General features: G+C 51.4%; 11 protein-coding genes. 2 read left to right on the forward strand and 9 right to left on the reverse strand.

Annotated features, from left to right (window positions below):
• Both ACWIZX_RS10440 and ACWIZX_RS10445 read right to left on the reverse strand, forming a co-directional pair.
• Positions 1-326: hypothetical protein (locus tag ACWIZX_RS10440; protein ID WP_448335722.1), on the reverse strand; the 326-nt coding region annotated here is incomplete at its 3' end.
• Between the two features lie 231 nt (positions 327-557).
• Positions 558-998, reverse strand: a complete 441-nt coding sequence (locus tag ACWIZX_RS10445) for a hypothetical protein (protein WP_448335723.1) — start codon at positions 996-998, stop codon at positions 558-560.
• A 311-nt stretch (positions 999-1,309) separates the two neighbouring features.
• Here ACWIZX_RS10445 and ACWIZX_RS10450 point away from each other — a divergent pair, with 311 nt between their 5' ends.
• A complete protein-coding gene (locus ACWIZX_RS10450; protein WP_448335728.1) occupies positions 1,310-2,767 on the forward strand; it encodes an NAD(P)/FAD-dependent oxidoreductase in 1,458 nt (485 codons plus the stop codon).
• Between the two features lie 77 nt (positions 2,768-2,844).
• Here the strand turns inward: ACWIZX_RS10450 and ACWIZX_RS10455 are convergent, their stop codons facing one another.
• The 7 genes from ACWIZX_RS10455 to ACWIZX_RS10485 all read right to left on the reverse strand — a co-directional run bounded on the left by ACWIZX_RS10455 (position 2,845) and on the right by ACWIZX_RS10485 (position 7,932).
• On the reverse strand, positions 2,845-3,090 hold the full coding sequence (locus ACWIZX_RS10455; RefSeq protein ID WP_322792470.1) for an SWIM zinc finger family protein: 246 nt from the start codon (positions 3,088-3,090) through the stop codon (positions 2,845-2,847).
• Between the two features lie 188 nt (positions 3,091-3,278).
• Positions 3,279-3,722, reverse strand: coding sequence for a GNAT family N-acetyltransferase (locus ACWIZX_RS10460; RefSeq protein WP_448335724.1), 444 nt, complete (start codon positions 3,720-3,722; stop codon positions 3,279-3,281).
• Between the two features lie 81 nt (positions 3,723-3,803).
• Positions 3,804-4,706 carry an SPFH domain-containing protein gene (locus ACWIZX_RS10465; RefSeq protein WP_322792468.1) on the reverse strand — a complete coding sequence of 301 codons (903 nt, stop codon included), beginning with the start codon at positions 4,704-4,706 and terminating at the stop codon, positions 3,804-3,806.
• Positions 4,707-4,784: 78 nt separating this feature from the next.
• Entirely contained in the window at positions 4,785-5,384 is a 600-nt protein-coding gene (locus ACWIZX_RS10470; protein ID WP_448335725.1) for an NfeD family protein, read from the reverse strand.
• 302 nt (positions 5,385-5,686) lie between these two features.
• A complete protein-coding gene (locus tag ACWIZX_RS10475) occupies positions 5,687-6,436 on the reverse strand; it encodes a hypothetical protein (protein WP_448335726.1) in 750 nt (249 codons plus the stop codon).
• The gene (locus ACWIZX_RS10480) at positions 6,426-7,328 is read right to left on the reverse strand and encodes an ABC transporter ATP-binding protein (RefSeq protein WP_322794473.1); all 903 of its coding nucleotides are present in this window, start codon (positions 7,326-7,328) and stop codon (positions 6,426-6,428) included. Before ACWIZX_RS10480 ends, ACWIZX_RS10475 begins: the two co-directional genes overlap by 11 nt.
• A gap of 94 nt (positions 7,329-7,422) precedes the next feature.
• A complete protein-coding gene (locus tag ACWIZX_RS10485; protein ID WP_322794472.1) occupies positions 7,423-7,932 on the reverse strand; it encodes a GbsR/MarR family transcriptional regulator in 510 nt (169 codons plus the stop codon).
• A 441-nt stretch (positions 7,933-8,373) separates the two neighbouring features.
• Here ACWIZX_RS10485 and ACWIZX_RS10490 point away from each other — a divergent pair.
• On the forward strand, positions 8,374-10,277 hold a 1,904-nt coding region (locus tag ACWIZX_RS10490; RefSeq protein WP_448335727.1), incomplete at its 3' end, for a sigma-54-dependent Fis family transcriptional regulator.

A 10,277-nucleotide genomic window follows, 5' to 3' on the forward strand; every position in this document is an offset into this window, starting at 1 on the left:
GTCGGACCCACCGTCATGGTTTCAACATATTGCTCCAACTCAACCGAAAAAACCTTGATGAGGTAAGTTCCCCGTGGAAGCTCTCCGGTGAAGCTTTCCTTGTACTTCAAATCAATTTTATCCAGCAATTTGAGGTTCGGACCAAAATACACTTCAACGACCACCGGCAGTTCCTGAGTCAATCCTAACTTCGTGCCATCAATGCCGTGTGTGATGTGCGCAATAAAGGTTGGGCACCTGACGCCCGCCTCCACCGGTGAGTAGGAAAAACCCACCAGAAGGCTGAGAAACACTACAATAGACAAAAGCCGAATCACAGTTTTCATTTAATCCTCCACTGTATGAAAAAAAGAATTACCTCAATCCATACCCCCACATTGAAACTTACCTGCGGGAGTAATCGGATTGATTGACACCCATGTTTATAGTTTATCATATTTATAAACAAAATCAATGTAGGTCTTCCCCAAATGACCAAAAATCACCCTCGATAAAAGAACCGCCAGCAAAGCTGGCGGTGAACAGACCGGGGAAAAAGGGCTGAAAATCAATGGAAATTACCGGCTGGCGGCTTTGCTGGCCAGTTCACGCACCAGCACGCGAATGGTGGGTTCGCCCTTCTCACCCAAACGAGCCAGCAAGTTAACCTTAACACAACCGGGGATTTCGACCGGTCCAACTTTCATTGAATCGATGAAGACACCCAGCTCTTCCGAGAAGACCTCAATGGTGTATTCACCTACCGGTAATTCTGCCTGGAAATTATCTTTGAACTCCAGCGGAATCTGCGCTAGCAAACCACCATCTTTGTAGACATACGCGATCACCGGCAATTCTTTCGAGAGACCGAGCCGGGTGCCATTGATGCCATGGCTGACATTGACGAAGAAAGTTTCGCATTGATCGCCTTTGGTTTGTGCCTGCACCGGGCTGATGGCGAAACCAAAGAACAACGCCAGGACCGCAATCATGGATACAATTTTTGCAAACGGTTTCATGTCTTAATTCTCCCTTTATTACCTAAAGCAATATGATGATGAATTTGATCAGATTAACCCTTTCTCCGTCTGTTGAAGTTGATCGAAGATGGTTATCGGTCTGCTTATGCATAATACGTTATACATTGTGCAAATTCAAACCTTTGTATAGTGTTTTTATCAAGATTTTTATTTCTTTTTGCTTTCTTTCCGTGAAAATACTTTTTATAAGAAGCCTATAAGAAATATCCTCTTGACAAGCCAATTGTTGACTCGGATAATCTATAAATAGAATAAAAATTATCCGTTTTACCGAAGGGCAGGTTTTTATGCTGGAAATTCCATCACACTCAAAGATTCTGGTCGTGGGCGGCGGCCCCGGCGGCGCTACTGCCGCCACTTTACTCGCCAGAGCTGGTATTGAAGTAACTCTTTTAGAGGCATCCCGTTTTCCGCGCTATCACATCGGCGAATCGCTGCTGCCAACCATGATTGATGTCATCAATCTATTGGGTATGCGTGAAAAAATGGAAGCCTTCGGCTTTCAACGCAAACACGGCGCCTATCTGGAGTGGGGGCGGGATACATGGTCGCTCAATTTTGGTGAGCTGGCGGGAGACACCACCTATAGTTTTCAAGTGACCCGTGCTGAATTCGATCATCTGCTCCTCGAACATGCCAAAAGTCAGGGCGTAAAGGTGTTCGAAGGGGTGGAAGTCCGCAGCCTTGAATTTGAGGGCGAACGTCCGGTTTCAGCTTCGTATCTGGTCAATCAATCTGGCAACGGCAGCGCCGGTCAAACCGGTACAATCACTTTCGATTATCTGATTGATGCCAGCGGACGCAACGGCATCATGGCAAACCGCTATTTGCGCAACCGGCGTTACCACCAGGTCTTCAAGAACATCGCTTTTTGGGGCTACTGGAAAAACACCGACCGGCTCGCCACCGGCCGCGAAGGTGATATTGCCGTGGGTTCAATTCCCAACGGCTGGATTTGGGCAATTCCTTTGCATGACGACACGATGAGCATTGGTGTGGTCATGCACAAAGACGCCGTGGCTGCCAAACGCTCGCTGGGCTTGGAGGAAATCTATCAGCAGGCGCTGCGGGAATCGCCCTTGATTGCCCGCATCGTGCAAGAAGCCGAGCTGGTTTCCGACCTTAAAACCGAAACGGATTATTCCTACACGGCTGAAAAATTCTCCGGTCCGGGTTACTTCATGGTTGGAGATGCGGCTTGTTTCCTTGACCCCCTGCTTTCCAGCGGTGTGCATCTGGCTACATTTAGCGCAATGCTGGCTGCGGCCGGTTTAATCACCATGTTTGAAGGTGAAATCAGCGAAGAACAGGCTGTATCCTTCTTCGAAAAAGCCTACCGGCAGGCTTACCTCCGTTTTCTGGTCTTTCTCTCGGCATTTTACGATATCAATCGCGGCAAAGAGTCCTATTTCTGGGAAGCGCAGCGGTTAACTCAGGAAGATGTGGACGAAAGCAACCTGAAAATGGCTTTTCTCAATCTGGTTACTGGCGTTCGTGATTTGCGCGATGCACAAAGCAATACCCGCCATTTCATTTTGAAGGAAATGAGTGAACGGATCAGCGAAAACTTGAATTTCCGCAAAGACAAACAGGCCCTTGCCAGTCTGCAGGGTGACGACTTAAAAGCCGCCCGTGAAAATGCGCGCTTCTTTTCTTCGGTGGAAGGTCTGTTTGCCCTTAATCAAGAGGATGCCATTGATGGTCTGTATGTTCAGACCAAACCACGCCTGAAACTGGCGCAAATATAAGACCTGTAATCGAAACGAGTAAAAAAACAAGCCCGGTTTTGTTGCGCCGGGCTTGTTTTGTGCTGCTCAAAGGCCACCTACGGATTATTCACCGGCGCTGCCAGCATGTTCTCCAATACAATTTCAAGCGCCATCGTGTGGCTGCAAACACCGCGTGTCTTGAAGAAGTCACAGTCACACTGCCAACGTCCATTGTCGTATTGAATATGGTGCGGATTGTTGTTCCCATCCATGGTAACGGTAAAAGAATGGAAGTGAATCCGCTCTCGTTCCTGTGCATACCGCCTGGCTTTTTCCCGCTTTCCGATCATCCCATAATCCATTTCAACTGGTCTCCTTTCGATTTGAAATTTACAAAAAGGCACGCGTCATCACGCGTGCCCCGAATGTGAGCCAAACTTTGAATATGTCGCAAAAACAGGCATTTGGATGCGCCTCGTTCCCTTTCTTAAATATATTATAACGACTCACCGGTAAAGTCAACGACTTCACCTAAATTTTAAGAAACCTCTTAACTGGGAAGAATCTTTTCTAACACCAGTGCATCTTCTCCGCCGTGATAATAATTTACCCAGGTGGTATATACCACATAGCCTTCCCGCTGATACAACTTCAAAGCCGGCAGGTTGGATTTGCGCACACACAGACGAATGCGTTTGCTGTTTAACTGGTTTTCACACTGGCGGAGCAGTGCGTGTCCAACCCCCCTGCGGCGATATTCCGGCAAGACCCCCAGCGTCACAATCCAGCCGGCCCCATCTCCTCTGCGCAACTCTCCCGCCACAAAACCAATCATGTGACCATTGGCTACCGCTTTCAAACGCACAAAACCCGGAAAGGTGAGGACGACCAACAAATCAAACCACGGCCAGGCATCCTGTTCAAATACCACTTTCTCCAAACGGTAGAGGTCTAAAAAATCCCGCCAACCGGCTTTTTCGATGATATAGTCCATAGGAAAGCAGTGGGAATGGGGAGAAAAGCACCCACCCGACCGGATACGTTACAGTCGGGTGGGTTTTCTCAGTCGTAGAGATTATTCTTTGTTTTCAGGTGTGTAGCGCCCTTTGAGAAAATCACCCAGCAGACTGGTGAATTCCATCGGGAAGATGAACTTGGTGGACTGACCCATGCCGATGTTTTTGAGCGTTTCAAAGTATTGCAGGGTCATTGTCTTCTGATCAATGGTGCTGGCTACCGAGAAGATGCGCTCCAACGCCGCCGCGTAACCTTCGGCTCGCAGCAATTGCGCCTGTTTTTCACCCTCGGCCTGCAGAATAGCGGCCTGTTTCTGCCCATCTGCGCGCAGAATGGCGGCCTGTCGTTCACCTTCGGCAATGTTGACGGCTGCTTCGCGCTGACCTGAAGATTCGGTTACCACGGCGCGGCGGGTTCGCTCAGCCGCCAGCTGGCGGTTCATCGAATCCTGCACGTCGCGCGGCGGGATGATCTCACGGATTTCCACATTGGTGACCTTGACACCCCACCGTTCGGTCACTTCATCCAACCGAACGCGCAGAGCCTGATTGATTTTCTCACGCTCCGAAAGCACACCGTCCAGCATGATTCCGCCGATGACCGAACGCAGGGTGGTGGTTGCAATACCCTGTGCCGCCATTTCAAAATTGCCTACTTGCAGCACACTTTGTACCGGGTCAAAGACCTTGTAGTACCACAGAAAATCAATTGAGATGGGCGCATTGTCGGCGGTAATCGAGGTCTGAGCCGGTATTTCACGCACCTGTTCGCGCAAATCCACCCGCACAGCACGATCAATGAAGGGGATGAGAATGATCAGACCCGGCCCACGGGCACCAATGCAGCGCCCCAGGCGAAACACGACCAATCGTTGATATTCCGGAACAATTTTGAGAGCCGTGCCGAGGAAGATCAACGCCCCCAGTACGACAATTCCTATCAGACAATAGATGACTTCCATTTTTCTAAACCTCCATTTTTCTTGGTTGACTGTCTGGAATACAGCCTTTCGGATATGATGATCCCGATAGGGATTTTTTTACTCTTCGTCCACTTTTTCAACCCTTAAAATTAGCCCTTCACGTTTGACCACCCGAACTTTGCTGCCAGCCGGAATTTCCTCCTCGCTCCACGCTGACCACTCCTCACCCATCACGTACACTGCTCCCTCACGAAAAATATCGGTTTTCGCCTCTCCTACCGATCCTATCAGGCGGTTGAGATCAAAATCCTTTCCGCGACCGATGGCTTCAATTCCTTTTCGCCCAACGATCCAAAGAATTGGGATAACGATCAGTGAAGTGACCAGCGCCAGCCAGAAATTAACCGCCGGTTGACCTTCGGCGGTTTCAAAGAGAAATACCGACCCGGCGATGACGGCTGCAATGGTAAGCAGTAAGAAAATCCAATGACGGGAACGACGCAGCGCCAGATAAAATGGCACGACCCCAACCACCAGTACACCCAGCGCCCAAGGGTTGATGCGCAGGCTGAGCGCTCCAATACCGGCCAGCACAATGGCGAACAAAGCCCCAATTTCCAGTAAACCGGTTCCGGGTGAGAAGAGCGCCAGAATCCCCAAAACCAGTCCGAGTACCAGCAGAACGTACGCAACATTGGGATCCATCAGCGGATTCATGGCTACCTTCCTTGTCCAGAACAACCCTTTGGCAGAAAAACGTGCAGGTCTTACCTGTCTATAAAAATTATACCTGACAAAACCCCCACCTCAAAACGAAATGTATCACTTCCGGCGGTTAAACGGAGAAGACAGCCTTCTCAGGCTGCCTTTCCATCTCTACCACTATCTTATCCCTGTATCACCTACCCACCAGGAGCACGACTTTGCCCGGAGGAATGAGCAACGACTGCCTGAATTTATAATACCCAACCTGAATTAAGATTATTCAAAGAACAGGTTAGCAGTTTGTTAAGAAAGAATCATTCCAGTTCCAACCGCTCAAAGGCAAAACCGCCCAGCAGACCACCCGCCACACACAACAAACCTAATCCCAGCAGGTTGCCAACCTCAATTGTGCCAGGTAATGGCAATTCTCCCAGCATGTAAAACAGCGGGGAATAGCGCACCGTCGAGTCGGAAGAGTCGAGCCCATAAGGCAGATACAACAGAATCAAAAGGATTACCCCAACCAGCCGATCGAGCCAAAAGGATTGACTCAAGACCCCCAACAGGATACCGACTTCCCCGAATAAAACGATCAGTAAAAACAGACCAGGCAGGAATCCCCAATAACCAAACGGCAGTTGACTTCCGGTGAGGAGAATCGCCCCACTCCCGCTCAGAAGACCCACCACCGTCAGCAAAAAGCAGGCCGAAAGCAGGTAACCCACACGGCTGAGATAAACCTGCCAGCGCGGCAACGGATACGCCAGTAAAAATGCAATCGAATGTCGCACCGCCTGACCTTTGAAGAGCTTCCCTCCCTCCCAGAAGGCAAACATCCCGCCAATAACCGGCAGGCCAAACACGGCCAATACCAGCAGCCAGTAAGCTTGCTGTGACTCCAGCAATGGGTTGAACCAATCCGCCAGGCGATCAACGAAGGCTTCATCCACCAGCAGCGGATAAAACAGTGCAGCTGCTCCACACCAGCCCACAACAATCCCACACCAGAAGGCAACCCTGCGCCTTCTTTCCAGCCAGAGATCCTTGAATAAATCAAGCCGCATAGGCTGGAATGCCGTAAACGGTGTGATAAACCTCTTCGAGACTGGGCTGCTGGCTGATAATATCCAGCACGCGGAACTGGGTGGCGGTTTTCAGCAACGCATCCGGGTCGCCCAGCACGGTGCAGTACACCTTGTTCTGATCACAGACCAGTTGATTGATATTGTTCAAACCCATGAAAATTTGCGGGTTGATCGGATTGGCAAAACGCATTTCAATTTTACGGATGGCGCGGGCGCGCAGTTGAGCGCCGCGTTCCACGGCAATAACCCTTCCCTGATGCAATACTGCAACGCGGTCACAAATGCGCTCCATCTCAGAAATGGATTGGGAAGCAATCACCACCGAGCGGCCTTCGGCGCGAAATTCAGCAATCAGCCGGTAGAGTTCCATCTGGGCAGTCGTGTCCAGATCACGCGAAGGTTCATCCAGCAGAATTAATTCAGGGCGGTGCATGAACGCCTGAACCAGACCGACTTTGCGGCGATCAGCCGGAGAGAGCCGTTCACACGCCAGATCCAGGTTCAGTTGAAAGCGGGTTGCCAGTTCATGTGCAAAGGTCATTTCCACACCACCCCGTAATGCCGCAAAACGCTCCAACAGTTGACCGGCAGTAACCCCTTTGGGTAAAGTCAGGTTTTGAGGTAAATAGCCCACCAGCCTCCGCACCTTCAGACCATTGCGCTGGCAGTCCATTCCCAGAACCAGTGCCTGACCATGGGAAGGACGGATGAAATCAAGGAGAATATGGAGCAGGGTAGATTTACCAGCACCGGACGGTCCAAGCAAGCCAAATACTTCCCCCGGGTCAACTTCCAGCGTCACCCCACAAAGCGCCGGGCGGCGGTGAAATTCCTTGGTTAAATTTTCGGTACGCAGTACGAGGTAGCGCATTTTCAACCTCCATGTCCGTCAGATACCGGTAAAAAACACCGGCTGGTGTCGAGATACCAGCCGGTCAAAGGAGGCAGTTATGCACCATCGATCTTCAGGCTGGTATCTCTCGGCGGGATTGCCATTCTTGCAAAATTTTCTCGTACGACTTTTCCAGCAGCGCCGTCCACTCGATGATCTCATCCATCCGTTGGCGGGCGGGGTGATCTTGTGCCAGTCCTTGCAGGCCCTCTTCCGCCATCTCGCGCAGGTTCTGAACGCTCTCCAGGCGCATTTCCAGCGAATTTTCCCAGGCCTCATCGGAGAACACATAATAATCACTGCGCTCACCGGGCAGAGAAACCCGCTCGGCCAGCCCGGCCATCATCAGCGTGCGGAGGTTGGTGGAGATGCTGCTGCGGCTGACCTGCAACACCTCGGCCATCTCTTCCGGCGAAACCGGACGGCTGGCAATCAACAGCAAGCCCAGTATCTTCCCGCCGATGCGCGGAATGCCGTACTCCTCAAAGTGCAATCCCATATTTTCAATGAACTGGGATAGGGTTAATGGGTCTCCCGATATGGGAGGGGTACTATCACCACTATCCGTTTCGTCTGAAACCATACTGTTCTTTGCTCCTTAAGATAAAAAAGCCAAATCCGCCATTTGCGGACGCTTTCATTTTACAATCATTACTCATTTCTGTCAAGACTGAAATGACTATACTTTTTTGCAAGGTATAAATCAATCAGCGGTTGATTGAACAACTACTTATTAATAAAAACAACATAAGGCTGATCCCAGTTGTTCAACCCACTAAAAAATGGTAATCTGTTCTTTTTTGTTTGCTCTGTTGGAAGGGGGGGATATATCGAATTAACTTTCTCAGTATTAGCAACAAGCATTCTCGCCGTGTCCCGCCTCCCCCAATTAACCGGTCAGATTTTGCCCTTAAACCAAACTCAACTTATTAAATTGGTGATTGAATCTGAGAGTGCTTTCGGCTAGAATATATTGGGGTTGAATCGTTTTCATTCCAGCCTTCTTTCGGAAGAGGAGAAGCCAATGAGCCAACAACCGGGCGAGGAAATCCAGCAGGCATGGATCGCCTTTGTCACCAACCACGTTTTACTGCCGCAGATACGCCCGGTAATTGCCGCCTCTTGGGAACGCTGTTGGGCACGGGTAGATCCGTACTCCCCTCACCGCCCGCCCCATCTTTCTGCCGAACACTTGCTTTCCATTCAGGTCAATCACTTTGACCTGATGGCCATTGCCCGCCCAGTCATGGAAGATGTGTATCAATACATCGAAAACTCCAATTCAGCCATCCTGTTCACCAACAATGTAGGCTATTTACTGGATGCCGTCGGCGATGCCAACATCATGGCCATGCTGGAGCGAATGGGAATCACGCCGGGTACACTGCTCGCGGAGGGAGAGATCGGCACAAACGGGATTGGGCTGAGTTTGCTGGAACGAACTCCTCATTTCGTCAAAGGGTTTGAACATTTCCGCCAGCCCTTCCACCTGTATGATTGCGCGGCCGCGCCAGTATTCGACACCTCCGGCAAGTTGATCGGTGCTTTGGGAGTGATCACCCTGCGCGGCCATCTGCACCCCCACTCGATGGGAATGATCACCGCCGCCGCCAGGGCCATCGAGGCTCAGCGTCAATCCGACCAATTACTGGAAGAACAGAACAACCAATTAACCGGCCTGAATGCCATTCTTTCCAGCATTCAGGAGGGCATTCTGGTATGGAACGCAGAGGGAATCATTTTGCACGCCAACCCCACCGCCGCCAACCTGCTGCGCGTCAAACCGGACAGCCTGCTCGGCTCGAAACTGGATGCCTACATCCGCTTCCCGCGCCCGGTACAGGATGCACTCCAAAAACAAATTCCAATCAACGATCTTGAAGTTCAACTGACCGTTGCCGGTGAGCCGGTCAGCTGTCTGCTCAGTTTACAGTACATTCATGGCCGGCACGGTTTGCGCATGGCAATTGCCGTGCTCCGGCCGGTGAAGACCCTGCGTGAATATGTCCAGCGGCAGGTCAGCTCCCCCACCTTTGACCTGCAAAACCTGATCGGTGAATCGCCCGCCATTCGCCGTGTTCGGCGTATGGCGCGCAGCGCCGCGGCCGCACGCGGCTGCGTCTTGATCCGCGGAGAACCCGGCACCGGTAAAAACCTGCTGGCGCGGGCGATTCACTATCACAGCCAGCGCAGCCATGCTCCCTTTGTGGTTTTTGCCTGTACCGCTGTGCCCAGCGAACTGGCGCTGACTGAACTGATCGGCAGCGAAAAAGGCAATCGTGACGGGGCGCCGATCACCAGCAAATTTGAACTGGCCGCTGGCGGCACACTCTTTTTACAGGATGTGGATCAATTGCCGCTCGAAGCCCAAAGCGTACTGCTCAACTTTCTGGAACTGGGCATCATCCAGAAAATTGGCAGCCGAAAACCCATTGAGGTGGACGTGCGCATCATTGCATCCAGTTGCGCTCCACTGGAGCATCTGGTTCGTGAGGGCAACTTCCGCGCCGATTTGCTCTACCGGCTCAGTTCCCTTGAAATCGTGCTGCCGCCCCTGCGCGAACGCAAACAGGATTTAGACCTGCTGATCGAACAAATTCTTCAAAGGTTGTCTAAACAGGTTGGCCACCCCCTGACCCTCAGCCGCGAAACGCTCAGCCTGTTGAAGGCCTATCACTGGCCCGGCAATGTACGCGAACTGGAATCGGTGTTGACCCGCGCTGCAGTTCAAGCCAGCCCGGGCCGGCTGATCACCCCCGGTCATTTACCCCACTTACAGCCCATGACGGATTTTGAACCTTCACCCTCCAGTGAGGACGGCCGTATACTGCCACTGGAGGAACTGGAAAAACGTGCCATTTTGCAAGCCGCTCAATACTGTCAGGGCAATGTAACCCGCATGTCCGAAATGCTGGGAATCGGCAGAAC

The organism is Bellilinea sp., assembly GCF_053501535.1.

Bases quoted from the DNA above. Each gene is read 5' to 3' on its own strand.
- ACWIZX_RS10460 (WP_448335724.1), bottom strand. From the start codon at position 3,722: ATGGACTATATCATCGAAAAAGCCGGTTGGCGGGATTTTTTAGACCTC.
- ACWIZX_RS10445 (WP_448335723.1), bottom strand. From the start codon at position 998: ATGAAACCGTTTGCAAAAATTGTATCCATGATTGCGGTCCTGGCGTTG.
- ACWIZX_RS10480 (WP_322794473.1), bottom strand. From the start codon at position 7,328: ATGCGCTACCTCGTACTGCGTACCGAAAATTTAACCAAGGAATTTCAC.
- ACWIZX_RS10455 (WP_322792470.1), bottom strand. From the start codon at position 3,090: ATGGATTATGGGATGATCGGAAAGCGGGAAAAAGCCAGGCGGTATGCA.
- ACWIZX_RS10475 (WP_448335726.1), bottom strand. From the start codon at position 6,436: ATGCGGCTTGATTTATTCAAGGATCTCTGGCTGGAAAGAAGGCGCAGG.
- ACWIZX_RS10485 (WP_322794472.1), bottom strand. From the start codon at position 7,932: ATGGTTTCAGACGAAACGGATAGTGGTGATAGTACCCCTCCCATATCG.
- ACWIZX_RS10465 (WP_322792468.1), bottom strand. From the start codon at position 4,706: ATGGAAGTCATCTATTGTCTGATAGGAATTGTCGTACTGGGGGCGTTG.
- ACWIZX_RS10470 (WP_448335725.1), bottom strand. From the start codon at position 5,384: ATGAATCCGCTGATGGATCCCAATGTTGCGTACGTTCTGCTGGTACTC.